This is a genomic window from Oleiphilus sp. HI0132 (genome assembly GCF_001635845.1).
Window position 1 is genome coordinate 1 of record NZ_LWGJ01000317.1, and the last position, 863, is coordinate 863.

Sequence of the window (863 nt, forward strand, 5' to 3'; positions counted from 1 at the left end):
TATGAGCTTAGTCGTAAAATTACACTTGAACTCTTAAGCGAGTGGGGGATTCAGTTCGAGGCGGTGGGGACTGCTGCAGAAGCGATAAAAGCCTTGCATTCTTATGCTGGAAGTGAAGAGCAGTTCAACATGATCTTGTGTGATGACATCTTACAGGATTTGTCGGGTGTAGAAGCTTGTCAGATGATTCGCCAGTCTATCGTTGATCCTGTGCAGATCGTTGTTTTATGTTCAAATCCACAGTTGGGTGATGCGGAAGGCTTCTTTTTGGCAGGAGCTAGTGGCTTTTTGAGTAAGCAGTTCCGTGACCCGTTTTTGAGGGGAGTTATGTGTCAGGCCTATGCTGAGCGATTCCGTCAGGGAAGTGAGCGTCGCTTGGTGACGCGATATACCGTGAGTGATGCTGAAGAAAGTTCGGACCCCGAAGTTATAGATCTACAGGACCAAACCAAGTCCAATATATTAATTGTCGAAGATAACATTGTTAACCAGCAGCTTGTTATGCGTATGCTGGAGCGTAATGGCTGCCAGGTAGACCTGGCGGTAAATGGGTTTGAGGCAATTGAGCTATTTAAGAAGAATAAATATGCTTTAATTTTTATGGATTGTTTAATGCCTGAAATGGATGGCTATGAAACCACGCAAATAATACGTGAGATCGAACGATCCAAGCCTGAACGTGGTCGTACGCCAATTGTGGCTTTAACAGCAAATGCTTTTGAAGAAGAAGCTGAGGGATGCTTCCAGGTCGGTATGGATGAGTTTATGACGAAGCCATTCAAAATAGCGCAATTGGAAATGGTGTTAGAAAGGCATATCAACTAAACTGTACTTTGCCTACAATAAATTCTTAGTGAATAATA

General features: G+C 43.5%; 1 protein-coding gene. It reads left to right on the plus strand.

Features of this window, described 5'->3' with window-relative positions:
* On the plus strand, positions 1-825 hold an 825-nt coding region (locus A3766_RS03840), incomplete at its 5' end, for a response regulator (protein ID WP_156508665.1).
* Between the last annotated feature and the right edge of the window lie 38 nt (positions 826-863).